The 23,175-nt window shown below is 56.6% G+C and carries 18 protein-coding genes; 13 read left to right on the top strand and 5 right to left on the bottom strand.

The window, feature by feature from the left end; translation table 11 throughout:
* Window positions 1–109 precede the first annotated feature (109 nt).
* Entirely contained in the window at window positions 110–1,045 is a 936-nt protein-coding gene (gene pbpG / locus ACQE3Z_RS13440) for a D-alanyl-D-alanine endopeptidase (RefSeq protein ID WP_426974172.1), read from the top strand.
* A 4-nt stretch (window positions 1,046–1,049) separates the two neighbouring features.
* Here the strand turns inward: pbpG and ACQE3Z_RS13445 are convergent, their stop codons facing one another.
* Window positions 1,050–1,592 carry an N-acetyltransferase family protein gene (locus ACQE3Z_RS13445; protein WP_426974173.1) on the bottom strand — a complete coding sequence of 181 codons (543 nt, stop codon included), beginning with the start codon at window positions 1,590–1,592 and terminating at the stop codon, window positions 1,050–1,052.
* A 188-nt stretch (window positions 1,593–1,780) separates the two neighbouring features.
* Here ACQE3Z_RS13445 and ACQE3Z_RS13450 point away from each other — a divergent pair, with 188 nt between their 5' ends.
* Complete coding sequence (locus ACQE3Z_RS13450) at window positions 1,781–4,222, top strand: DUF3772 domain-containing protein (protein WP_426974174.1); 2,442 nt, start codon at window positions 1,781–1,783, stop codon at window positions 4,220–4,222.
* A 48-nt stretch (window positions 4,223–4,270) separates the two neighbouring features.
* Here ACQE3Z_RS13450 and dld read toward each other — a convergent pair whose 3' ends face one another.
* Window positions 4,271–6,010 carry a D-lactate dehydrogenase gene (gene dld / locus ACQE3Z_RS13455; protein WP_426974175.1) on the bottom strand — a complete coding sequence of 580 codons (1,740 nt, stop codon included), beginning with the start codon at window positions 6,008–6,010 and terminating at the stop codon, window positions 4,271–4,273.
* A gap of 288 nt (window positions 6,011–6,298) precedes the next feature.
* Between dld and bglX the strand changes: the two genes are divergently transcribed.
* Window positions 6,299–8,596, top strand: coding sequence for a beta-glucosidase BglX (bglX, locus tag ACQE3Z_RS13460; protein ID WP_426974176.1), 2,298 nt, complete (start codon window positions 6,299–6,301; stop codon window positions 8,594–8,596).
* 108 nt (window positions 8,597–8,704) lie between these two features.
* Here the strand turns inward: bglX and ACQE3Z_RS13465 are convergent, their stop codons facing one another.
* Window positions 8,705–9,454, bottom strand: coding sequence for an SDR family oxidoreductase (locus ACQE3Z_RS13465; RefSeq protein ID WP_426974177.1), 750 nt, complete (start codon window positions 9,452–9,454; stop codon window positions 8,705–8,707).
* Window positions 9,455–9,756: 302 nt separating this feature from the next.
* The gene (locus tag ACQE3Z_RS13470; protein WP_250652201.1) at window positions 9,757–10,248 is read right to left on the bottom strand and encodes a ferritin-like domain-containing protein; all 492 of its coding nucleotides are present in this window, start codon (window positions 10,246–10,248) and stop codon (window positions 9,757–9,759) included.
* 256 nt (window positions 10,249–10,504) lie between these two features.
* On the opposite strand from ACQE3Z_RS13470, the gene ACQE3Z_RS13475 reads away from it, so the two are divergent.
* The 8 genes from ACQE3Z_RS13475 (at window position 10,505) to ACQE3Z_RS13510 (ending at window position 19,240) form a co-directional block, all read left to right on the top strand.
* Entirely contained in the window at window positions 10,505–11,377 is an 873-nt protein-coding gene (locus ACQE3Z_RS13475; protein WP_426974178.1) for an oxygenase MpaB family protein, read from the top strand.
* An 89-nt stretch (window positions 11,378–11,466) separates the two neighbouring features.
* Window positions 11,467–12,576, top strand: a complete 1,110-nt coding sequence (locus ACQE3Z_RS13480) for a suppressor of fused domain protein (RefSeq protein ID WP_426974179.1) — start codon at window positions 11,467–11,469, stop codon at window positions 12,574–12,576.
* Between the two features lie 163 nt (window positions 12,577–12,739).
* Window positions 12,740–14,635 carry a methyl-accepting chemotaxis protein gene (locus tag ACQE3Z_RS13485; protein ID WP_426974180.1) on the top strand — a complete coding sequence of 632 codons (1,896 nt, stop codon included), beginning with the start codon at window positions 12,740–12,742 and terminating at the stop codon, window positions 14,633–14,635.
* Between the two features lie 160 nt (window positions 14,636–14,795).
* Window positions 14,796–15,359, top strand: a complete 564-nt coding sequence (gene idi / locus ACQE3Z_RS13490) for an isopentenyl-diphosphate Delta-isomerase (protein ID WP_426974181.1) — start codon at window positions 14,796–14,798, stop codon at window positions 15,357–15,359.
* Window positions 15,360–15,475: 116 nt separating this feature from the next.
* Window positions 15,476–16,396, top strand: coding sequence for a glycine betaine ABC transporter substrate-binding protein OsmF (osmF, locus tag ACQE3Z_RS13495; RefSeq protein WP_426974182.1), 921 nt, complete (start codon window positions 15,476–15,478; stop codon window positions 16,394–16,396).
* A 17-nt stretch (window positions 16,397–16,413) separates the two neighbouring features.
* Window positions 16,414–17,577: an ABC transporter permease gene (locus tag ACQE3Z_RS13500; protein WP_426974370.1), complete on the top strand. Its 1,164-nt coding sequence runs from the start codon at window positions 16,414–16,416 to the stop codon at window positions 17,575–17,577.
* On the top strand, window positions 17,574–18,509 hold the full coding sequence (locus ACQE3Z_RS13505) for an ABC transporter ATP-binding protein (RefSeq protein WP_426974183.1): 936 nt from the start codon (window positions 17,574–17,576) through the stop codon (window positions 18,507–18,509). The genes ACQE3Z_RS13500 and ACQE3Z_RS13505 overlap by 4 nt, the downstream gene beginning before the upstream one ends.
* Window positions 18,506–19,240 carry an ABC transporter permease gene (locus tag ACQE3Z_RS13510; protein ID WP_426974184.1) on the top strand — a complete coding sequence of 245 codons (735 nt, stop codon included), beginning with the start codon at window positions 18,506–18,508 and terminating at the stop codon, window positions 19,238–19,240. Before ACQE3Z_RS13505 ends, ACQE3Z_RS13510 begins: the two co-directional genes overlap by 4 nt.
* 167 nt (window positions 19,241–19,407) lie before the next feature.
* Here ACQE3Z_RS13510 and ACQE3Z_RS13515 read toward each other — a convergent pair whose 3' ends face one another.
* Window positions 19,408–20,142 carry a MerR family transcriptional regulator gene (locus tag ACQE3Z_RS13515; protein WP_426974185.1) on the bottom strand — a complete coding sequence of 245 codons (735 nt, stop codon included), beginning with the start codon at window positions 20,140–20,142 and terminating at the stop codon, window positions 19,408–19,410.
* 195 nt (window positions 20,143–20,337) lie between these two features.
* Here ACQE3Z_RS13515 and ACQE3Z_RS13520 point away from each other — a divergent pair, with 195 nt between their 5' ends.
* Window positions 20,338–20,856, top strand: a complete 519-nt coding sequence (locus ACQE3Z_RS13520; protein ID WP_426974186.1) for an N-acetyltransferase family protein — start codon at window positions 20,338–20,340, stop codon at window positions 20,854–20,856.
* Between the two features lie 142 nt (window positions 20,857–20,998).
* On the top strand, window positions 20,999–23,173 hold the full coding sequence (gene dinG / locus ACQE3Z_RS13525; protein ID WP_426974187.1) for an ATP-dependent DNA helicase DinG: 2,175 nt from the start codon (window positions 20,999–21,001) through the stop codon (window positions 23,171–23,173).
* Window positions 23,174–23,175 lie beyond the last annotated feature (2 nt).

The following is a 23,175-nucleotide window of genomic DNA, read 5'->3' on the forward strand; positions in this document are numbered from 1 at the left end:
GAGCGCCCGGCGTATTATTCTGTCTGCCAGCCGTTGCACCTGTTGACTCTTGTGACGGCGGCCTGTGTTACACACAGCGCGCAATCCTGAACCGGTAAGTTGTTAAACGATGCCCGCAAAATTTCGTTATTCGTTGCTGAGCCTGGCTTTTCTTTTCTCCGCGCAGAGCCTGGTGGGTCAGGCGCTGGCCGCTTCGCCATTAAGCACGCTTGCGCCGCTCTCCCAGCCGCAAATCGCCTCCGGCAGCGCGATGATTGTCGATCTGAATACTAATAAAGTGCTGTATGCCTCGCATCCGGATCGGGTAAGGCCAATCGCCTCGATTACCAAAGTGATGACGGCGATGGTGGTGCTGGATGCGCATCAGCCGCTGGATGAGATGCTGAATATTGATATCAGCCATACGCCGGAAATGCGCGGCGTGTTTTCTCGCGTACGCCTGAAGAGTGAAATCAGTCGCAGAAATATGCTGCTGCTGGCGCTGATGTCGTCGGAAAACCGTGCTGCCGCCAGCCTGGCGCATCATTATCCCGGCGGCTATGACGCCTTTATTCGCGCCATGAATGCCAAAGCGCGTGCGCTGGGCATGACCAATACCCATTATGTGGAGCCGACCGGCCTGTCGATTCATAACGTTTCCACCGCCCGCGATCTGACAAAGCTGCTGATCGCTACGAAACGTTATCCGCTGTTGGGTCAGCTCAGCACCACCCATGAGGAGATGGCGCACTTCAGCAATCCGGACTATACGCTGCCTTTCCGTAATACCAATCATCTGGTCTATAAGCCGGACTGGCACATTCAGCTCACCAAAACCGGCTTTACCAATCAGGCGGGGCACTGTCTGGTGATGCGCACCATGATCAAACAGCGTCCGGTCGCGCTGGTGGTGCTGGATGCCTTTGGCAAATATACCCATTTTGCCGATGCCAAACGGCTACGCGACTGGCTGGAGACCGGCAAATCCGCCCCGGTTCCGGCGGCGGCGCTGGCGTATAAAAAGCAAAAAACCGCTAATACCGCCAGCAATAACGCGATCGATTAGTGTGTTACTCCTCCGCTGGGCGGTCAGCGGAGGAGAGCGCACGCTGCATGATCAGCGTATCGCGCCAGGCACCATGCTTATATCCCACCCCTTTTAATACGCCCGCCTGACAGAATCCCAGCCTGAGATGTAGCTTCAGCGAGCCGATGTTCTGCTCGCCGTTGCCGATAATCGCCAGCATCTGCTGCCAGGGACCTTGTTCACAGCGCGCGATCAGCGCCGCCAGCAGGGCGCTACCGATGCCGCGTCCTGCCGTGTCGTGTGCCAGATAGATCGACTCTTCCACGCTATAGCGGTAAGCAGGACGCGGGCGATAGGGTGAAGCGTAGCTAAAGCCAACCAGGCGGCCTGCCTGTTCAGCGACCAGATACGGCATTTCCAGCGCCTGCACCTTGAGAAAACGGGCCTGCATTTCCGCCGTATCGGGCGGCGTCTCCTCAAAAGAGGCGCAGCCATACAGCACATGCCAGGCGTAAATTTCGCTGACAGCGGCGATATCAGCCGCGCATGCATCACGAATCAGCAGGGGTTCGACCTTCTCAGACATAACTTCTCCTTATACCGGATGAAAGTCTTACTTTGACACAGGCGCGCGGTAGCCCTTCATAACAAATTCTTATGCAAAAAGAGCGATTTTTCTTCACGCTTTCCTATAGTGAAGCGGCAGGCAAAAGCATAAACTGGCGCGCGATCGCGGCGAGGCCGTGGAACAGAAACAGAGTGGAATGACCTTCGATGTCAAAGTGGTTACGATTAATGCGCACAAGCCTGCTGGCGCTGCTGGTAATGGCGTCATTTGTGATTCACGCGGCGGAAAACGCTGAGGATAGCGCGGCGGCAGGTGAAGAGACTGTAGTAAAGGTAAATGCGTCGGCAGAACTGCCGAAAATGCAAAAAATCCTCGATAAAATCAAAGGGCAGGTTTCCGGCGAAACCAATGATGCACAGCTTTCCCAGCTCAACGAAATGGCGCTGGAGCTGTCGGGCAATGCCGATACGCTGGGACAGGCGCTGATCCCGCAACGGCAACAGTTAATGGCGCAGCTGGCAGTATTAGGCCCGGTGCCACAAGCGGACAGCGGCGTGAAAGAGACGCCGGAGGTGACGCGCAAGCGAAGCACGCTGGAAAATCAAAAGCAAAAGCTGGACGAACAGATTAAACAAGCGGAGACGATCAAAAGCGGCTCGCTTAACCTCAGCGCGCAGATTGTTAGTCTGCGGCGCGATAATCTGAAAACCCAGCTGGCATTGAACTCTGGCAGTATTTTTGGTCCGCGTTTCTGGGCACCGCTGTTTGGTATGCAGCAAAGAGATGGCGATAAGCTGGCTAACTTCCGCGATGAGCTAACGGACACCGTGGCGCTGGCCTGGGAGCCGGGTTGGCGGCTCGGCACCGTGTTGTGGCTGGTAGCCGCGGTGCTAATCGCTACGCTGGGCCGCCGCTACGGAGAGGAGTTCCTCGCGTGGATTAGTATTAACAAGTTGCCGGAAGGGCGTCTGCGGCGCAGCTTCCTGGCGGCGGCGATCGCCCTTACCACGCTGGTGGCGGTGGTGCTGGCGTTTAACTTTCTTGATCAGGCGTTTACCCGCCGCGAGGAAGTTTCTGATGACGTCCAGAGCTTTGCTGATCGTCTGGTACAGCTCAGCCTGTTCTGCGGCCTGATTGCCGGGCTGGGACGGGCGTTTCTGTCGACGCGTCGCCCTTCATGGCGTCTGCCGGCGATTTCCAACGAGGTGGCGCAGGCGCTGAAACCCTACCCGCCGCTGACCGCGCTTCTGGTATTTATTTTCCAAACGGTAGAAGCGCTGAATACCACCGTTGGCACCAGCGTCGGCACCACCATTCTGGCAAACGGCATGACGGCGCTACTGGTGGGCGCTACCGCGCTCTCTATCAGTTTCCGCTCCAGCCGCGTTCGTCGTTGTCTGGTGCAGGAAGGGCAGACGCCAGAGGCCCGATCCACCTTAGTCGGCCTGGTTCAGATGTCGATTACGCTTATCGGTCTGGCAATCATGCTGTCGCTGATTATCGGTTACGTTACCCTGGCGCGCTTTCTCAGCTATGAGCTGGTCTGGCTGGGTATCGTCTGCGGCGCTTACTATTTCCTTAGCCATCTGGTGAGCGATGGCTGCGAAACGCTGCTGTCGGTAAATAGCCTGACCGGCAAGCGGATGCAGACCTCGCTGAACATCGATGAGCGGCATCTTTCGCAGGCGGCGGCGCTGCTGTCGGCGCTGGGAAAAACCATACTGCTGCTGTTTGCGGTAGTGGCGGTGCTGAACGGCACTTTCGGCACCTCGACGCCGATTGAACTGCTGCAAAAGGCGGTAGAGTTCTGGGGCGGCAAAGGGCTGGAGTCGCTGAATATCGTGCCTGCACATCTGGTCAATGCGCTGCTGTGCATGGTTATTGGCATCTATGTGCTGCGCGCGGTGCGTCGCTGGCTGGATAACGATTTTCTGCCGAAAACCACCATGGATATCGGCATGCGCGTTTCGCTGGTAACGCTGTTCAGCAATATCGGCTATGTGCTGGTTATTCTGTTAACGCTCTCAACCATGGGCGTGCAGTGGAACAAGCTGGCCTGGATTGTCAGCGCCCTGTCGGTGGGTATCGGTTTCGGCCTGCAGGAGATTGTGAAAAACTTTATCTCCGGCCTGATCCTGTTGACCGAACGTCCGGTGAAGGTGGGTGACCTGGTAAGCATCAGCGGGATTGAAGGCGATATTCGCCGGATCAACGTGCGCGCCACAGAGATTCAGCTGGGTGACAAATCTACGGTGATCGTACCGAACTCGCAGCTGATCTCGCAGAACGTGCGTAACGCCACCATGGGTAATGCTCAGGGCGTGGTTACCATTACGCTGACGTTCCCGCTGGATATCGATCCGGTGCAGGTGCGGGAGATTTTACTGGGGGTCTATCAGGAAAACGAACGCATTCTGGATACGCCAGAGCCCTCGGTCAGTTTCAAAGATCTTACCCCGCAGGGAATTGTGCTGAGCGTAACCGGAAATGTCTCTAACCAGCGGCAGATTGGCGGCGTGAAAAGCGATCTGCTGTTCGATCTGCTGACGCGCCTGCGTAAAGAGGGCATCGTGCTATCGCGCCCGCAAACCATGATCATTGAGCGCAAGAATGGTGAGGTGGTCGTTAAAGATCCACAGCAAAGCTAAGCCGCGCCAGGGCCGCCTTTTCGCATGGAAACGGCGGCCTTTGGGCGTTTAATCGGCCGAGTGATGCGCATCGCAGCCGCAGCCCGCCCAGTGTTTTAGTTTGCTGGTTTTACCAATGCCGGGGTTAAAGCTGTTAGTCGGATCAAGCTGCTGATAGAACGCTTTCAACTGCGGCTTCGCCTGGTAAAGATGGCCGACGTTATGCTCCGCCGGATATTCCGCGCCGCGCTGGTTAAGGATCTCCAGCATTCTCTCTTTCAGCGCATGCGCGTCCACGCCTTTCTTCACGATGTAATCCTGATGAAACACATGGCACATAAAGTGGCCATAGTAGAGGCGATGCACCAGCTTATCGTCAAACTCCGGTGGCAGCTTCTCGAACCAGTCGCGATCGTTACGACGCAGCGCAATATCCAGCGCCAGAATATCCTCGACTTCATCATGATGCGCCGCGTGATAGCGCACCGCCGCGCCCGCTGCGGCAAAGCGATGCAGAAAGGCTTTCGAGCCCTCTTCATCGGTGCATTCAAAATAGTCGCCGCCGCCCTCGCGGAAAAAGTCCCTTAAAAACTGACGCGCCTCCTCCACGCCGTCGCCGGACATTTTCAGCATCAGATGATGCTCATAGCGGTCGCGCCAGATTTTCATCTTTTTCGGCAGGTGCGTCGGAAACAGCACGCTCAGCTTTTGCAGCATGCGGTCGGTAAAATGGGGGCGGAACAGCGGAATGTGGCTCAGCATCGCATCGATACGTCCCTTCAGGGTAAAGAAACGCGGCATCTTATCGGTGCCCAGCCGGTCGATCATAATAAAGGTATCTTTCCCATACTTTTCGGCGATGTCATACATATCGCGATGCATATATTCGCCCGCCACCGGCAGGTTTTTAAAATGGGCCAGAATATGGCGACGAATATCCTCCAGCGCCGCCGTATCGTTGCTGCCGATATAAAATACCTGCTGCTTTTTCTCCGCCTCGAAGGTATCCAGACGCACAGCGAACACCGCCAGCTTGCCGGCGCAGCCGGAGGCTTCATACAGGCGGCTGGCGTCAGCGTTAAAGCGCGACGGTGTGTCTGCCTCTACGTCGCGCACACGCTCGACGTAGTTGTGATCGGACGCCTGGCGCGCATCATGGCGCACATCGCTCTCGCGCCAGGTCTCATCATCCAGACGCCCCAGGATCTGCTCCGGCGTGCTGCCCAGTTCAATGCCGAGATGATTCACCAGCTTTAGCTGTCCCTGCTCATCCAGCTGAGCGTAAAGCGCCATTTCGGTATAGGCCGGGCCGCGTTTCACCAGCGCGCCGCCGGAGTTATTGCACACGCCGCCGAGAACAGAAGCGCCAATACAGGAGGAGCCGATCACTGAATGCGGCTCGCGTCCCAGCGGTTTAAGGATTTTCTCCAGCTGAAACAGCGTGCTGCCGGGAAACGCCAGCACCTGCTTGCCTTTATCCAGCAGCTGAATACGATCCATGCGCAGGGTGCTGATAATAATGATTTCGCGATCATAATCGTTGCCGTTGGGCGTTGAGCCTTCGGTCAGGCCGGTATTCGCCGCCTGCATCAGAATGATTTTATCCGCCGCGACCGCAGCCTTCAGCACGCGCCACAGTTCCAGCAGCGAGCCGGGAAAAACCACCGCCAGCGCCTCGCCCTGACCAGAGCGGAAGCCTTTACGATAGCGTTCGGTTTTACGCGGATCGGTCAGCAGATGGCTACGGCCAACGATACGGCGCAGTTCATTAACCAGGGTTTGACTGGCAGATTGAGTATGAGGGTGCATATCCATTGTCCTGTTATGTGGGTCAAATTTACTGTAGCAGCTCCGACACAAAAGCGTTCAACGGCAAAACTACCTGCTATTCTCTTGCTGTTGCACGCTGTAGCTATCTTATTGCTGTAGCACTAATTACCCTTCATACTTCACGCTGCAGGTATGTTGGCTGCGCTCGCTTATCCCGGCCACTGATTTGCGTCAGCGCCCGGGGATTTACGCGCTGGCCGCCTTCCTGCAACGCCAACTATTTAGGGTACAAAACCCGTTCCGCGTTCTTGTTGAGAGCCCAATCTGATGAAATGGATTTACTCCCTGAGTCTCGCTGTTTCTCTGGCGGTGCAGCCCGCCTTCGCTGACGATCTTTTCGGTCCCCATCCTATGACGCCAGAAGCGCGCGATGCGTTTGTCACCGATCTGCTGGCGAAAATGACGCTGGATGAAAAAATTGGTCAGCTGCGGCTGATTAGCGTCGGACCGGACAACCCAAAAGAATCGATCCGCGACATGATCCAGAAAGGACAGGTCGGCGCGATATTTAATACCGTTACCCGTCCCGACATCCGTGTTATGCAGGATCAGGTAATGCAGCTTAGCCGCCTGAAAATCCCGTTATTCTTTGCCTATGACGTGGTGCATGGTCAACGCACCATTTTCCCGATTCCGTTAGGCCTGGCGGCCACCTGGGATCTGGATGCGGTCAGCCGCGTTGGTCGCGTCTCTGCCTGGGAGGCAGCAGACGATGGCCTGAATATGACCTGGGCACCGATGGTGGATGTCACGCGTGAACCGCGCTGGGGCCGCGGTTCAGAAGGCTTTGGCGAAGATACTTTCCTGACCTCTAAAATGGGCAGCACCATGGTTGAGGCGATGCAGGGTAAAAGCCCGGCGGATCGCTATTCTGTGATGACCAGCGTTAAGCATTTCGCATTGTATGGCGCGATTGAAGGCGGTCGCGACTACAACACCGTGGATATGAGCCCGCAGCGCATGTTCCAGGATTATTTGCCGCCCTATAAGGCGTCGCTGGACGCTGGCAGCGGCGGGGTGATGGTGTCGCTGAATTCCATCAACGGCATGCCGGCCACCGCCAACAGCTGGCTGCTGAAAGATCTGCTGCGCGAACAATGGAAATTCAAAGGCATTACCATCAGCGATCATGGCGCGATTAAAGAGCTGATCAAGCATGGCGTCGCCAGCGATCCTGAAGATGCGGTACGGGTAGCGCTAAAAGCCGGTATCGATATGAGCATGGGTGATGTCTACTACAGCCAGTATCTGCCGGGGCTGGTGAAGCGCGGCGTGGTATCGCAGCAGGAAATCGACGATGCGGCGCGCCATGTGCTGAACGTGAAATATGATATGGGGCTGTTTAACGATCCCTACAGCCATTTAGGGCCGAAAGGCAGCGATCCGGTAGATACCAATGCGGAAAGCCGTCTGCATCGTGAAGATGCGCGTGAAGTGGCGCGTAAAAGTATGGTGCTGCTGAAAAACCGGCTGGAAACGCTGCCGCTGAAAAAGTCGGGCACCATTGCGCTGATCGGTCCGCTGGCGGACAGCCAGCGCGACATTATGGGCAGCTGGTCGGCAGCGGGCGTGGCGAAGCAGTCGGTAACGCTGCTGCAGGGGATGAAAAACGCCACCGCCGACAAGGCAACGCTGCTGTATGCCAAAGGCGCGAATATTACCGATCATAAAGGGATTCAGGATTTTCTGAACCTCTATGAGCAGGCGGTCAGCGTGGATAGCCGCACGCCGCAGCAGATGATTGACGAAGCGGTGGCCACGGCGAAAAAAGCGGATGTGGTGGTGGTGGCGCTGGGCGAGGCGCAGGGCATGGCGCATGAGGCCTCCAGCCGTACCGACCTGACGCTGCCTGAGAGCCAGCAAAAGCTGCTGGCGGCGCTGAAAACCACCGGCAAACCGCTGGTGGTGGTACTGATGAACGGACGCGCGCTGGCGCTGGAGCGTGAAGATCAGCAGGCCGATGCGCTGCTGGAGACCTGGTTTAGCGGCACCGAAGGGGGCAACGCTATTGCCGACGTGCTGTTTGGCGACTATAACCCGTCAGGCAAGCTGCCGGTCTCCTTCCCGCGTTCGGTGGGGCAGATCCCGATTTATTACAATCACCTGCCAACCGGCCGTCCTTATAATTCAGCAAAACCGAACAAATATACTTCGCACTATTATGATGCGGTTAACGGGCCGCTCTATCCCTTTGGCTACGGTTTGAGCTATACCCGCTTCAGCGTCTCGCCGGTGAAGCTCTCCTCATCGACCATGCCGCATAATGGCAAGGTTGAAGCCAGCGTTACGGTAACCAATACCGGCAAACGCGACGGTGCAACGGTGGTGCAACTCTATCTGAACGATGAAGTTGCCAGCATCAGCCGTCCGGTAAAAGAGCTGCGCGGCTTTAAGCGCATCATGTTGAAAGCAGGCGAGTCACAAACCGTGACCTTCCCGATTGATGTGGAAGCGCTGAAATTCTGGAACCAGCAGATGCAGTGGGTAGCGGAGCCAGGCAAGTTCAAAGTGATGATTGGCCTGGATTCGGTGAGAACGCAGAATGCGGAATTCACTTACCTGTAATGCAGCATCTCAGCGGTAGGGTGCTTGCAGCCTTACAGGCAACCAACGCCTGATGCAGGCATATGGCTCTGTTTAAAACCGACCCTTCAGGGTCGGTTTTTTTTACGTCTATTTGCCGCCCGCCATATCGAGAAAACTGCCGGTGACGTATGAGGCCTCATCGGACAGCAGCCAGGCGATCGCCTGCGCCACCTCTTCGGGCTGGCCGCCGCGCTTCATTGGCAAACTCTCCTTTACCCGATCAACACGCCCTGGCTCGCCGCCATCGGCGTGCATCCCGGTATAAATAAAACCAGGCCGCACGGCGTTTACCCGGATGCCCTGCGCCGCCACTTCCAGCGACAGGCCGCTGGTCAGTGTATCGATGGCGCCTTTTGAGGCGGCATAGTCGACATACTCATGGGGCGCGCCGAGCCGCGAGGCGGCAGAAGAGACGTTAACAATTGCGCCGCCCTGGCCGCCGTGACGCAGCGCCATGCGCTTTACCGCCTCGCGCGCGCAAATAAAACTGCCGCTGACGTTAGTGGCGAAAATAGAGGCGATGCGCTGCGCGTCCAGTTGCTCAATAGTGGCCTGCGGTTTGAGAATGCCGGCGTTGTTCACCAGGCCGGTCAGAATGCCAAGCTCGCGGTCAATCTGCTGAAACATCGCTACTACCTGCTCCTCGTCGGCAATATCCGCCTGAACCGCAATGGCATTGCCCCCGTCGCGCCGAATCAGCGCTACCACTTCTTCAGCCTGCGCCTGCTGGCTGCGATAGCCGATACAGATCGTGTGGCCTTTTTGCGCTAACAGCAGTGCGGTAGCGCGTCCAATACCACGATCGCCGCCGGTAATTAAAGTAATGTGTTTTTTCATTGGTTCTGTGCGATTCGCCTGTTTATCGATTCCCGGTGATAAACATCATTAATGTAATGTTCAAACTCAGCAAGGCGATAGCGATAAATATTATGACGAACGGTCTTGTCACTTCAGTTGAGTGTTGCTAACAGGGCGGTGCGGAGAGGCGCAGGCACAACGAATGAAAAAGGAATGAATGCGCATAGGACAGGATCACGATAACCGGCATAAAAAAACCGATCGGCAGCCAACCGATCGGCTTATCTGGTATCTATGCTCTGTTAAAAACGCCTAATGAGATCACTTCACGCTTAGCGCCGTCAGGCGGCGTGCTGATTAACCTGTTGTTCAGCCAGCATGGTGAGTTTTTCATCGGTCGCTTTTTCTTCATCCAGGGTATTTTTCAGGATAGAGACGACATTGTCGTAGCCCAGATTTTTCGCCAGCGCCATCAGCGAACCGTAGCTGGAGATTTCATAATGTTCAACTTTCTGAGCGGCGACAATCAGGCCTGCATCGCGCACCGGCCCTTCTTCCACTTCCTGAATAATCTCCTCGCCTTCTTTGATCAGCCCTTCCATTGCTACACAGGTAACATTTTCCATTTCCACATTGTCGAGAGACTGGATAACCTGATCAAGGCGTTCGATATGGCCTTTGGTCTCCTCGAGGTGTTGTCTAAAGCCTTCGACAAGTTGAGTTTCAGTGGCGGCCTCGGCCATTTTTGGCAGTGCCTTGGTTAACTGAACTTCAGCACTGTAAACATCGCTTAGAGTATGAACAAACAGATCGTTTAACGATTGCATAGTCATAACGCTTATCTCCCTATTAATTAGGTGTTGGTGTGCTGCGGTTGCCATAAAAGCCTGGTAGAAGGTGATAAAACAGGCAAATAATCTGCGCTTCGCTTACAAGCAGATGAAAGATAAGGATTTGTGCTCATTTGTACTTTGCTTATTAAATTTTTGGTTTATTAATCATGCGCTTGCCAGAGACGTAATTCTGCGTAAAAGAGTGTATTTGTTTATTGCAGAACGCACCGGCAGGCAAAGAAGTGATGGATATTTAATGGAATTATTACGCAGGCGCATTGAAAAGCAGGTTTTCCGGGTAAACGGCCTGTCACTTAACGAGTTCGATCTCTCTCAGCCGCCGGGCGATCCGGGGCTGTTTGGCCCTGATAGCATGGTCTGGCCGGTGCATGGCGACTTCACCTCTATGCTGTGCGGTGGCATTGGCGCGTTGCTGTTACAGATGCTGCATCCTTCGGCGCTGGCAGGCGTCTGGGATCACTCATCCTTTCGTCAGGATATGCTGGGACGTTTGCGTCGTACCAGCCAGTTTGTCGCGGTCACTACCTTTGGCAACCGCGCCGATGCGCTTACCTTAATTGAACGGGTAAAGCGTATCCATCTACAGGTTAACGGCGTCGATGCTTACGGCAATCCTTATGCGGCCAGCGATCCTGAGCTGTTAACCTGGGTGCATGTTGCCGAGGCCAGCTGTTTTCTCGCGGGCCATCTGCGTTATAAAAACCCGGCGCTTAGCCTGACCGACCGCGATCTCTACTATGCACAGGCGGCGCGGGTTGCCGAGGCGCTGGGCGCGCAGCAGGTGCCCAAAAGCGTACAGGCGGTAGAGGAGTACCTGCAGCGGATGCGCCCCCAGCTCTGCTGTGACGCGCGCACCCGCGAAGTTATCAGGCTGCTGCGCCAGGCTCCCGCGCCCAGCAGACCAGCAAAACTGGTTATGGGCACGCTGATGGAAGCGGGTATGGGTCTGCTGCCCGACTGGGCGCAGCAGATGAGCGATCTGACCCTGAGCGCGCGCCGTCAGGCCATTATCGATCGACGCATCCGCTTACTGGCACGCTTGCTACGCTGGTCGGTGCGTAACGGCGCGTTTCCGCGCGCAATGCGGCGCATGGGGCGTGATTTTTGAGATTATTACCCTTGCCGCTGTGTCGCAATAAGGGAGATCCTGCTCTATTCTCGGGGAAGCTGGATTCCTCCACGTTGCGTTGAGGCACTATGACATATTCGCAGTTGATTGCTGAGGTGACTAATCAGCAACAGACGTTAACCGCCATCATCGAACAGACCGAACGGGCCGCCTATTTTTATATCTGGCCCACCGAGCCGTTTCGCTCCCGCTTTGCGGTACGCGGCTGCTGGCTGCGTAACCTGCTGCCCGCGCCATTTGAAGAGGACAGCGCGGCCATAGAGCAGGGGATTGCGCCGCTGTTAAGCGCCGACTGTTGTCGCACGCTGGAGGCTGAGCCGCCGCTTGATCCGGCCGGTCTGCAAATCATTTGGGAACCGACCGATGATGGCGCGGCGGTCTGGTATCAGGGGCAACTGCTGGCGGTGATCCCGGGCTGGAGCCTGTATCAAAATAAACAGGTGAGTTTCTCGGCAGGCTGCATCAAGGAGAATCGCCTGACTGCGCCGCTGGGATCGGCATCAACCAACCACTATTACGCTCAGGCGCTGGCGCATCGCCAGTTCTGGCGCGACTGGCATGACGGGCATCTCTGGCAGCCGGTCGAGCACGATCTGCTGCAGTGCTACGAATCACACTACGGCCCGTCGCTTAAATATTATGCTATCGACCAGGGCAAGTGGCCGCCGATGGCGATTTCACAACATTATCATCAGGGCGTCTGGTATTTCTTCACGCTTGGTATGTGCATCCGTCCGATGCCGTGGGTAGATTTTCTCTATGAGGATCTGGCTCCGCAGTATCGCCGCACTGAACTGGCGATGGCGATCGATGCGGAAGTAATGACAGAGGATAATGCTATCCAGATGGCCAGCGCACTGGCGAATTATGCGCACTATCCCTGGAGCAGCCTGAACTGGCTGGGCGAAGGCCATACGCTGCCCTCTTCCGTTGCGCCGGTAGGCTTTGAAGGGTTTTTGCTCTCTGCCACGCTGGGTGCAGAAGGTGGACAGTTTGCCTTGCCAAAACGCGAAGGCGAGCGGGTAAATTTATTGTGGACCACGCCAGTGACGGCCGCCGAACAGGCCTTTGCTCAGGCGGATGACCAGGGCGGTATTCAACTGGTTACGCGTCTGTTGCAGTATGGCGCGAATCATATCTTCCGGCCGCGCCAGCAGGTGGTTGAACAGGAAACATGAGGGCTGCGTCTGTTGTGGTGATGCTCGCCACCGCTGGCTGTCACGACTTTCTTTGACCAGAGAGAAGATTTGTAAATTGTGATGGCGATCGCCTCAAGTAAAAAGGTTACATGCCGTTAACACGAGAAGGGCAATATGGCCCTTCCTGTTATGTGGTGTGAACATGATAAAAACAACGCAGGCACGCTTTACCGCGGCGATCGTGGCATTTTTTCTGTTATTGATGGCGATCACCGTGGTGGTCATCAATCTTTTTGTTGCTCCACAATTAAAAACCAATGAAGAGCGCCTGGTGCGCTACGAAGTTGATACGCTCGCCGCCCGGATTATCGAACAGATGAACCGGGTTCAGGCTCAGCAACGCACCATTACCGAAGCGGTTAGCGTACTGGATAGCGCCGCTATCGACAGCCTGCTGCCGGCGCTGGTTAATCAATATAATGACAGCAACGTCTTTGGCGGCGGTATCTGGCCGTTGCCGAACATGCGCGCCGCAGACCGGGAAAAATTCAGCACCTTCTTTGCCCGTGACGCCAGCAATCAGCTACAGGTAAACACCTTCTGGAACTCACCAGAGGCGGATCGCTACTATGAACAGTCGTGGTATAAAGCCGGTCTTGCTGCCAGCAAAGGAGAGTGCGCCTGGGCTAACGCCTATCAGGATGCCGCCAGCCCGCAGCCGCGTACCAACTGCGCCATGGCGATCTATCGCAACGGCGCAGCCTGGGGCGTTGCCACCATCGACGTGACGCTGGGGTTCTTTAACCATCTGGCGAAAGAGATGGGTGAGGCGATTCAAGGACGCGTACTGATCGTAGAGGCCGATGGCAAAGTCGTCGGCAACGCAGCGCTGGTTGAGGGGACGCCGAAACTGCAATATCTCAATGAGCTTTCCCTGCCAATGGCCGCGCCGCTGAAGACGCTGCTGGCCAATGCCGGGAAAGAGCCGATAGAGAGCCAGTATCAGAGCGAAGAGGGCGACCGCACACTGTTTGTTCAGCAGATCGCCGGCAGCCCCTGGTATCTGGCCAGCGATGTGCCGACCAGCCTGCTGACGCAGCAGACCCACTCAATGATGACGCGCCTGGGCATGGTTCAGATCCCGTTAGCTATTGTGCTGCTGCTGGTGCTGCTGGGCTTTATTCGCAGCATGATGAAGCGCCTGAGCCTGCTTAACGAAAATATCCTGGCCTTATCCACTGGCGGGGCGGATTTAACCCAGCGTCTGCCAGCCAGTAACAGCCCGGAATTTAACGCCGTTGCAGAGAGCTTTAACCAGTTTATTAGCTATCTGCAGGGGCTGATGCGACAGGTCGGCGACAGCGCGTTGGCTATTACTTCCGCCTCGCGCCAGATTGCCAGCGGCAACCTTGATCTCTCGGCACGTACGGAAGAGCAGTCCAGCTCTATTGTGCAAACTGCGGCGTCGATGGAAGAGTTAACCGGCACGGTGCGTCAGAATGCTGATAACGCCACCCACGCCAACCAGCTGGCGGGCGAAGCCGCGAAAGTGGCGGAGCGCGGTACCGGCGTGGTACGACAGGTGGTGACCACCATGGGCGAAATTGACGCATCCTCACGTAAGGTGGTGGATATTATCAGCGTGATTGACAGTATCGCCTTCCAGACCAATATCCTGGCGCTGAACGCAGCGGTAGAAGCGGCGCGAGCCGGTGAACAGGGGCGCGGCTTCGCGGTGGTTGCCAGCGAAGTACGTAATCTGGCGCAGCGTTCGGCCAACTCGGCGCGTGAGATTAAAAAGCTGATTGAAACGTCGGTGGCAAATATTGATGCGGGCAGCCAGCTGGTCAATGAAGCGGGCCGCACCATGGATGAACTGATGCAGGGTGTCAGCAGCGTGACGACCCTGATGAACGAAATCATGTCTTCCAGCCGTGAACAGAGCATGGGAATTGAACAGGTTAACGTGGCGATTAACCAACTGGATAACACCACGCAGCAGAACGCCTCCCTGGTTGAACAGGTTTCCGCCGCCGCTCAGGCAATGGAAGAGCAGAGCGTTCAGCTGGAGCAGGTAGTAACCCGTTTCAAACTGTAAGCGATAAATCCACAGGCTCCGCTGTGCAAGTGGGCAGCGGAGCGAAGGAGTAAGTCAGGTTACTTTTTTGTACATATTCTGATGAATACGCGGGACTTTTTTGCGGCTTAAGAGCGAGTGGTTATGCCACAATAGCTGGGATTAGTCTGAAGGAGCCCGTATGTCCGCTATTGAAGTTATTCTTGTTGATCCTCTTGATCGTCCTGTCGGCATAATGGAAAAACAGGAAGTGCATGAAAAAGGGTTACTGCATCGCGCGGTAACCGTTTATGTCTTTAACCATCAACATCAACTGTTGCTGCAACGCCGCGCCAGTGCTAAATATCACTGCGGCGGCCTGTGGAGCAATACCTGTTGCGGCCATCCTTATCCTTCGGAACCCACTCAGCATGCCGCCGAACGGCGTTTGCGGGAAGAGATGGGGCTTGATTTAACCCTGACGGCGATGTTTGAACTGAGCTATAACCTGCCGTTAAGTAACGGTTTGACCGAGCATGAATATGGGCATGTTTTTTTTGCCATTAGCGACGCCCAGCCACAGCTCAATCCTGAAGAGGCGGATGCCTGCCGCTGGCTTTCACTGGAGGCTATCCAACAGGAGATAACACACGATCCTGCCCGCTTTACTCCCTGGTTTTTATATACGTTCGCCCGCATTCCCGCGCAGCTAACGCGCTTTATTCAGCATGCGGGCCAGCTAAAGCCTGGCGCATCCAACGGATAGATCAGAGAAGCCCGTCGCCCGCACGCCGTTGCGCCATGTCAGGCCGTTTTATTTTCGCACTGCAAACATTTGCGCTACGCTTTGACAGACTCACTTTGCTGAAAAGGAAAACTGCCATGGCTTTTGCTACTGCGCGTCGCGGGATACTGCTCTTTGCCGCCCTGATGACGCTGGCTGGCACCGCACAGGCTGCCGATCCGCTGCGTGTCGGCTCGAAAATCGATACGGAAGGCTCGCTGTTGGGCAACATTATTTTGCAGGTGCTGAATAAGCATGGCGTGCCAACGGTAAATAAAATTCAGTTGGGCAATACGCAGGTGGTGCGCGGTGCGATAACCGCCGGCGAGCTGGATATTTATCCTGAATATACCGGCAACGGCGCGTTCTTTTTTAATCTGGCTGGCGATGCGGCATGGAAAAATGCGCAGGCGGGCTATGAAAAGGTCAGAGCGCTGGACGAGCAGAAAAATCAGTTGGTCTGGCTGACGCCCGCACCGGCTAACAATACCTGGACTATCGCGGTACGCGGCGATTTGGCGCAGAAAAACCAGCTTGTTTCGCTGGCCGATCTCAGCCGTTATCTTAAGCAGGGCGGCACCCTTAAGCTGGCTGCCTCTGCCGAATTTATCGAACGTGCCGATGCGCTGCCTGCTTTTGAAAAAGCGTATGGCTTTAAGCTCAGTCAGGACCAGCTACTGTCACTGGCGGGCGGCGATACGGCGGTCACCATCAAGGCGGCGGCGCAGCAAACTTCCGGCGTGAATGCGGCGATGGCCTACGGTACTGACGGACCGGTGGCGGCGTTGGGGCTGCAAACATTAAGCGATCCTCAAGGCGTCCAGCCAATCTACGCGCCCGCGCCGGTGATCCGTGCCGCAGCGCTGAAACAGTACCCGGAAATCGCCGCCTGGCTGAAACCGGTATTTAGCGCCCTGGATGAAAAAACCTTGCAGTCGCTGAACGCCAAAATTGCCGTTGAAGGGCAGGATGCGAAAAAGGTGGCCGCTGAATGGCTGCAACAGCAAAAACTGCTGTAATTCACAGCAACGAAACCATGCGGCGTTTGATCCCCCGTAATCGCGTACTGCTGCTGCTGACCGCGCTGCTGATTGCAGCGCTGTTTCTTTTACCCTTCGCCAGTTTTGCACCGAACCGGCTGGTATCGGGCCAGCCGGTGATGCTGACCGAACTGCTGCAGGGGGCGAGCTGGCTGATCCTGCTGATTCTTCCGCTTCTGTTGCTGCTGGTCTGGCAGTCGCTTAATCGTCCAACGCTGATCCTGACGCTGGCGCTGAGCGAAATTCTGCTCACCCTGCTGGTGGCGCTTGGCGGCCACGCGGCGCAAACGCTGGCCGGGCAGGGCAGCGCGCTGGCGCGTACCGGTTTCGGCAGCGGTCTGTGGGCGGCTATCGCGCTTTGCCTGCTGATTGCCGCAGACAGCGTGACGCGCCTGACGCGCAGCGTACCGTGGCGGCTGCTGTTGAATGCTCAGGTTTGGCTACCGTTGCTGGCGCTGCTGCTCGGCGGACAGCTCGATCAGCTCTCGTTGCTGAAAGAGTATGCCAACCGTCAGGAGGTGTTTGACCAGGCGCTGGCGCGTCACCTGTTGCTGCTGGCGGCGACGTTGTTGCCGGCGCTGCTTATCGGCATACCGCTGGGCCTGATCTGCTATCGCCGCGCACGCTGGCAGAGCGTGATTTTCTCCGTGCTGAATATTATCCAGACCGTGCCGTCGGTGGCGCTGTTCGGCTTGTTGATCGCGCCGCTGGCAGGGCTGGCGGCGCATTTTCCCTGGCTGGGGCGGCTTGGCGTTAGCGGCATCGGTCTTGCACCAGCGCTGATTGCGCTGGTGCTGTATGCGCTGCTGCCGCTGGTGCGTAGCCTGGTGGCGGGGCTGCAACAGGTGCCGGCGGGCGTGCGCGAAAGCGCTTGCGGCATGGGCATGTCGCAGGCGCAAATCTTCTGGCAGGTAGAGATCCCGCTGGCGTTGCCGGTGCTGCTTAGCGGCCTGCGTGTAGTGACCATTCAGACAGTTGGCCTGGCCGTTATCGCCGCCCTGATTGGCGCAGGCGGCTTCGGCGCAATTATTTTTCAGGGACTGCTCAGCAGCGCGCTGGAACTGGTGCTGCTGGGCGTGATCCCGGTTATCGCACTGGCGGTGCTGGTGGATACGCTGTTTAAAATTGTTATCTCCCTGCTGCAAAGGAACGCCTTATGATTCAGTTTAACCAGGTGAGCAAATACTTTGCCGGTAAGGCGGCGGTGGACGGCATCAATCTGCATATCGCCGCCGGAGAATTTACCGTGCTGATTGGCACCTCCGGCTCAGGTAAATCCACCACGCTGAAAATGATTAACCGGCTGATTGAGCATGATGAAGGGACAATTCTGTTTGCCGGCGAAGAGATCCGTAGCTTTAACCCGCAAACGCTGCGACGACGAATGGGGTATGCCATTCAGTCGATAGGGCTGTTTCCGCACTGGACGGTTGAAAAAAATATCGCCACCGTACCGGGATTGCTGAGGTGGCCGCAGGCGAAGAAACAGGCGCGAATAAGTGAGCTGCTGGCGCTGCTTAACCTGGATGAGGGCTTGCGTCAGCGCTATCCGCATCAGCTTTCCGGTGGGCAGCAGCAGCGGGTGGGCGTAGCGCGGGCGCTGGCGGCCGATCCTGAGGTGTTACTGATGGATGAGCCGTTCGGCGCGCTTGATCCGGTCACGCGCGGCGCGCTGCAGCAGGAGATGCTGCGTATTCATCGGCTCTCCGGACGTACCATTGTGCTGGTAACGCACGATATTGATGAGGCGCTGGCGCTGGCGGATAACATTGTGCTGATGGATAACGGACGCATCGTACAGCAGGGCAGGCCGGTGGAGCTGTTAACCCGTCCCGCCAACGATTTTGTCCGTGACTTTTTTGGCCGCAGCGAGCTGGGCGTGCGCCTGCTCTCGTTGGGCAGCGCGGGCAGCGCGGCCAGGCGCGGCGAATGGCTGGAGGAGGAGTCGGTGTCGGCGGCGATCTCGTTACGTGAGGCACTCTCGCTGTTTATCGCCCGACAAACCGATAAGCTGCCGGTAACCGATGCGCAGGGCGTGCCGCTGGGCGTGCTGCACTTCAGCGATCTGTTGCGTCAGCGGGAGGGTGCATGAAACGACTAACGCGCGATCCGCTGCTGTGGCTGATTGCGCTTTTTATCGCGCTGCTGTTGCTGATGCCCTGGAGCGGGCCGCTTTTCGCCCACTGGTTCCCTGAGCTGGAGCGTCCGGTCTATCAGCAAGAGCGTTTTTTCCAGCTGGCGCTGGCGCATCTGCAACTGGTGGCGATCTCCAGCCTGGGCGCGGCGTTGACAGGGCTGGGCGCAGGCATTGCCGTGACGCGCCGTGGCGGACAGGAGTTTCGTCCGCTGGTGGAGACGCTGGCTGCCGCCGGGCAAACCTTTCCGCCAGTAGCGGTGCTGGCGGTGGCCGTGCCGGTAATCGGCTTTGGCGAGCAGCCAGCGATTATCGCGCTGATGCTGTATGGAATCTTACCCGTGCTGCAAGGCACCCTGGCCGGGATCGAATCAGTGCCCTCCAGCGTTAAAGAAGTGGCGCAGGGGGTCGGGATGAGCAACTGGCAGCGTTTAACCCGTGTAGAGCTGCCGCTGGCTGCGCCGGTAATTATCTCCGGGATGCGCACCTCGGTGATCATCAATATTGGCACCGCCGCCATCGCCTCTACGGTAGGCGCGAAAAGCCTGGGATCGCCGATTATTATCGGCCTGAGCGGGTTTAATACGGCGTATGTGATTCAGGGAGCGTTGCTGGTAGCGCTACTGGCGTTGGTGGTGGACCGGCTGTTTGAACGCCTGCAGCGCTGCCTTAGCGGGAATGTAAGATAATGGTATAGCCCACCAGCATCAGGCCGCCGGTACCGCCGACTGCCATAATGAAAAAGAGGGTGCCAACCAGAAATTTTTGCCAGTTCATAATACTGCCTGTAACGATCAAACAAGAGAGCGGATCATAACCCGATCCGTGACTGGCGACCAGGCAATTTACGCCATTTTTAACTCGGCCCGTGCAGGCTGATTGAGAAGCCCTGCTCATGCCAGTGAGTAAACTGCTCTGCTTGTCGGCGGGTCAGTTTTTTACCCGTCCAGACAAAAATTTGCTGACCCGGAAAGAGTTCCGGGCGGGGGTTATCCAGCGGTTCTGCCAGCACGTCGACACGCCAGCCCTGCTGGCACAAACGCCAGGCTTCCAGCCAGATACGGGTACGGTCTTCCACCCCCCAACCGAGCAGCAGCGCATCCTTTCCTGCCTTTTTACGTACGCTGCTCAGGTAAAAGGCGACATAATCGATCAGGGCGCCATCCAGCAGACTGCACATGGTTTTCGCCGTGTTTTGATCAAGCCCAAGCCGCTGACGAACCGGCACAAACACATGATCAATTAACGCATCTACAGAATGCTCACGACCGATATTGGCGATTTTAGCCCGTAGTTTCGCCGGGCGAACGTGGCGTAGTACGCTCATTACCTCTTCCTGCAACGCCAGCCAGCCGTCGTGCGTATCAATATTTTCGCCTTCCAGCAGCGATTTGACTTTGCCTACCGGTACGCCGCTCTCTATCCAGCGCTTGATCTCTTCGATACGCTGAACATCTTCCTCATCAAACTGTCGATGCCCGCCTTCGGTGCGCTGTGGCTTAAGCAGCCCATAGCGACGCTGCCATGCGCGTAACGTTACAGGGTTTATACCACAGCGTTCGGCGACATCACCGATGCTGTACAGGGCCATTGACTGCCTCAACTTGCATTTTAAATACATTATCTGCGTTAACCTTAGCGGAGCTGAGTTAACGTGTACATAGTTTTTTTAGTTGTACAACTTGATCCAGGCCGCAAAGCCGGTAACTCTCAGAGACACATTTCCTGTTTCTGAACGTTACGCGCCAGAGGCCAAACAGGCGCATCATTTACTGGTGGAGCAAAGATGATTGAATATCAAATTATTAATCGGCAGCAGGCGATAAACGAGCTGGAAGCATTAACCGATGTTCTGCAGGGGTGCGTCAACGCAGGTGCCAGCGTGGGATTTATCGATCCTGACGATCGACAAGTGATGAGAAATTTCTGGCAGGATAATTTTAATGGCCTTGAACAGGGCGATCGGCTGCTGCTGGTGGCGCGTCAGCAACAGCAGATTGTCGCCACGGTGATGGTGTTATGGAATATGATGCCCAACGGACGCCATCGCGCTGAAATCAGCAAGCTGCTGGTACATCCGGCGGCGCGGCGGCAGGGCATTGCGCGTGAGTTGATGGAGCGGGCGGAGCAACTGGTTAAACAGGCAGGGCGCAGCCTGATGGTGCTGGATACTCGCAGCGGCGATATCGCCAGTCTGCTTTACCTGTCGCTGGGCTGGGAAGTTGCCGGAGCTATTCCTTATTACGCGCAGTCAACGGAAGGCGCGATGGATGCCACCACCGTGATGTATAAGCGGCTGGCCTGATTTTACGCTTGGCGGCTGAACGCAACGCCGCTGCTGTGCAGCTATAAATGCCGGAAGCGCTCTTCCATATTCGCTGATAAGCGGCTGACGCCAGCGTCATACTGTGTAAAAATACAGGTTATCAACGCAGGAAGAGAGCAAGATGGCATTAACCGCAGCGTTAAAAGCGCAGATTGGCGAATGGTATAAAGCGCTGCAGCAGCAGGTTCCCGATTTTATTCCACGCGCGCCGCAGCGGCAGATGATTGCCGAAGTGGCAAAAACCCTGGCCGGTGACGATGGGCGTCATCTGGCGATCGAAGCGCCGACCGGGGTGGGCAAAACCCTTTCCTATTTGATCCCGGGCATTGCCGTTGGCCGTGCCGAAGAGAAACCGCTGGTGATCAGCACCGCGAACGTCGCGCTGCAGGATCAGATTTTTAGTAAAGATCTGCCGCTGCTGCGAAAAATAATCCCCGATCTGAAATTCACCGCCGCCTTTGGGCGCGGGCGCTATGTTTGCCCGCGTAACCTGAACGCGCTGGCGACCGACAGCGAAAAGCAGGGCGATCTGCTGCTGTTTCTCGATGACAATCTGGTGGCCAACAAAGATGAGCGCAAGCTCTGTACCAAACTGGAAAAGTCGCTGGATCGGCATCAGTGGGACGGCCTGCGCGATCACTGCGAAGAGGCGATCGACGATACGCTCTGGCAGCGCTTAAGCACCGATAAGGCTAACTGCCTGGCGCGCAACTGCCACTGGTATCGCGAATGTCCCTTTTTTGTCGCCCGGCGGGAGATCGAGCAGGCGGACGTGGTGGTGGCTAACCATGCGCTGGTGATGGCGGCGCTGGAGAGCGAATCGGTGCTGCCACCAGCAAAGCATTTGCTGCTGGTGCTGGATGAAGGCCACCATCTGCCGGAAGTAGCGCGCGATGCGCTGGAAACCAGCGCTGACATCACCGCCGCCTGGACCAGCCTGCAACTTGATCTGTTTGTGCGCCTGGTGGAAACCTGTATGGCGCAGTTTCGGCCAAAATCACCGCCGCCGCTGGCGAATCCCGAGCGGTTAAAAACCCACTGTGACGAATGGCGCGAACATCTCGCCAGCCTGACGCGTATTCTGGCGCTGTGGCTGCCGCCAGAGCCGCAGGAAGGTGAACATCGCTTTGAAATGGGGCAACTGCCGGAAGAGATGCAAACCTTATGCGCCCGCCTTTTCAAACTGAGCGACGGGCTGCGCGGGCTGGCGGAAGGGCTGTTAAACGATCTCAGCGAAAAGAGCGGACAATACGATGTGGTGCGCCTGCACCGTACGATGCTGCAGATGAACCGCGCTTTCGGCTGGTTTGAAAGCATCAGCAAACTGTGGCGGCTGGCGTCGATGGAGCAGGCCTCCGGCGCGCCGGTTTCGAAATGGGTCAGCCGCGAACTGCGGGAAGGCCAGCCACACCTCTTTTTCCACTGCGCCGGTATTCGCGTGAGTGAACAGCTGGAGAAGCTACTGTGGCGAAAAGTGCCGCATGTGGTGCTGACTTCGGCAACGCTGCAATCGCTGAACAGCTTTAACCGATTACAGGAACTTTCCGGGCTTAACGAAAAGGTGGGAGATCGCTTTGTGGCGCTCGGCTCGCCGTTTAATCATGTTGAGCAAGGCAAGCTGATTATCCCCCAGATGCGCTTTGAGCCGCTGATGGCAAATGAGGCGCAGCATATCGCTGAAATGGCTCATTTCTTTCGCCATCAGGTGAAAGCGGGCCAGCACAAAGGCATGCTGGTGCTGTTTGCCAGCAACCGCGCCATGCAGCAGTTTTTGACGCACCTGAGCGATCTGCGGCTGATGCTGCTGGTGCAGGGCGATCAGCCGCGCTACCGGCTGGTAGAGCTGCATCGCAAGCGGGTAGAGCAGGGCGAGGCGAGCGTGCTGGTGGGCCTGCAATCTTTTGCTGAAGGGCTGGATTTAAAAGGCGAGTTACTCTCTCAGGTACATATTCACAAAATCGCTTTTCCACCGGTGGACAGTCCGGTAATTTTAACCGAAGGGGAGTGGCTGAAGAGCCTGAAGCGCTACCCGTTTGAGGTGCAAAGTCTGCCCAGCGCCTCATTTAGTCTGATCCAGCAGGTGGGGAGATTGATCCGAAGCCATCAGTGCTTTGGTGAAATTGTGATTTACGATCGGCGGCTGATCACCAAAGCATACGGTGCACGCCTGTTAAAAGCCCTGCCGGTTTTCCCCATAGAGCAGCCGCCGATGCCTGAAGGCACCATAGCACCGGTAAGCACCAGCAAACCCAGGCCCGTACCGGCGGCGCGGCGTCGAAAAAAGGAAAAGCATTAAAT

Source organism: Pantoea sp. FN0307, assembly GCF_050113815.1.
Classification (GTDB): domain Bacteria; phylum Pseudomonadota; class Gammaproteobacteria; order Enterobacterales; family Enterobacteriaceae; genus Mixta; species Mixta alhagi.

Excerpts from the sequence above, each read along its gene's own strand:
- ACQE3Z_RS13480 (WP_426974179.1), top strand. The coding sequence starts at position 11,467 with ATGACATATTCGCAGTTGATTGCTGAGGTGACTAATCAGCAACAGACG.
- ACQE3Z_RS13465 (WP_426974177.1), bottom strand. The coding sequence starts at position 9,454 with ATGAAAAAACACATTACTTTAATTACCGGCGGCGATCGTGGTATTGGA.
- ACQE3Z_RS13450 (WP_426974174.1), top strand. The coding sequence starts at position 1,781 with ATGTCAAAGTGGTTACGATTAATGCGCACAAGCCTGCTGGCGCTGCTG.
- pbpG (WP_426974172.1), top strand. The coding sequence starts at position 110 with ATGCCCGCAAAATTTCGTTATTCGTTGCTGAGCCTGGCTTTTCTTTTC.
- ACQE3Z_RS13515 (WP_426974185.1), bottom strand. The coding sequence starts at position 20,142 with ATGGCCCTGTACAGCATCGGTGATGTCGCCGAACGCTGTGGTATAAAC.
- ACQE3Z_RS13520 (WP_426974186.1), top strand. The coding sequence starts at position 20,338 with ATGATTGAATATCAAATTATTAATCGGCAGCAGGCGATAAACGAGCTG.
- dinG (WP_426974187.1), top strand. The coding sequence starts at position 20,999 with ATGGCATTAACCGCAGCGTTAAAAGCGCAGATTGGCGAATGGTATAAA.
- ACQE3Z_RS13505 (WP_426974183.1), top strand. The coding sequence starts at position 17,574 with ATGATTCAGTTTAACCAGGTGAGCAAATACTTTGCCGGTAAGGCGGCG.
- ACQE3Z_RS13500 (WP_426974370.1), top strand. The coding sequence starts at position 16,414 with ATGCGGCGTTTGATCCCCCGTAATCGCGTACTGCTGCTGCTGACCGCG.
- ACQE3Z_RS13510 (WP_426974184.1), top strand. The coding sequence starts at position 18,506 with ATGAAACGACTAACGCGCGATCCGCTGCTGTGGCTGATTGCGCTTTTT.
- dld (WP_426974175.1), bottom strand. The coding sequence starts at position 6,010 with ATGCACCCTCATACTCAATCTGCCAGTCAAACCCTGGTTAATGAACTG.
- bglX (WP_426974176.1), top strand. The coding sequence starts at position 6,299 with ATGAAATGGATTTACTCCCTGAGTCTCGCTGTTTCTCTGGCGGTGCAG.
- ACQE3Z_RS13475 (WP_426974178.1), top strand. The coding sequence starts at position 10,505 with ATGGAATTATTACGCAGGCGCATTGAAAAGCAGGTTTTCCGGGTAAAC.
- ACQE3Z_RS13485 (WP_426974180.1), top strand. The coding sequence starts at position 12,740 with ATGATAAAAACAACGCAGGCACGCTTTACCGCGGCGATCGTGGCATTT.
- osmF (WP_426974182.1), top strand. The coding sequence starts at position 15,476 with ATGGCTTTTGCTACTGCGCGTCGCGGGATACTGCTCTTTGCCGCCCTG.
- idi (WP_426974181.1), top strand. The coding sequence starts at position 14,796 with ATGTCCGCTATTGAAGTTATTCTTGTTGATCCTCTTGATCGTCCTGTC.
- ACQE3Z_RS13470 (WP_250652201.1), bottom strand. The coding sequence starts at position 10,248 with ATGACTATGCAATCGTTAAACGATCTGTTTGTTCATACTCTAAGCGAT.
- ACQE3Z_RS13445 (WP_426974173.1), bottom strand. The coding sequence starts at position 1,592 with ATGTCTGAGAAGGTCGAACCCCTGCTGATTCGTGATGCATGCGCGGCT.